Genomic DNA, 211 nt, shown 5'->3' with positions numbered 1-211 from the left:
GAATTTTAAGACGTTTTGAAGAGAATGAATTTGAAGATTTTAAGTTTATTAGGGTAGTTGAGTTGCATGAAAGTGGACAACCTCATTATCATTTTTTATGTAATCGTTATGTTTCTCATTATTTAATGAAGAAGATAACAGTTGAAGGTGTGAGTGAGGTTTATGATAATACGTATATTGTGGATCATGCTATGGAGAGAAATAAAATTCT

1 protein-coding gene is annotated in these 211 nt (G+C 29.4%); it reads left to right on the top strand.

Features of this window, described 5'->3' with window-relative positions:
• Nucleotides 1-211, top strand: a 211-nt coding sequence (locus FE394_RS19765) for a hypothetical protein (protein ID WP_319928000.1), incomplete at both ends; no start/stop codon positions are given.

Source organism: Xenorhabdus littoralis (assembly GCF_033949345.1).
Taxonomy (GTDB): Bacteria; Pseudomonadota; Gammaproteobacteria; order Enterobacterales; family Enterobacteriaceae; genus Xenorhabdus; species Xenorhabdus littoralis.
Note: the sequence above shows the minus strand (reverse complement) of the source record. Positions and strands in the feature narration are given on the sequence as shown.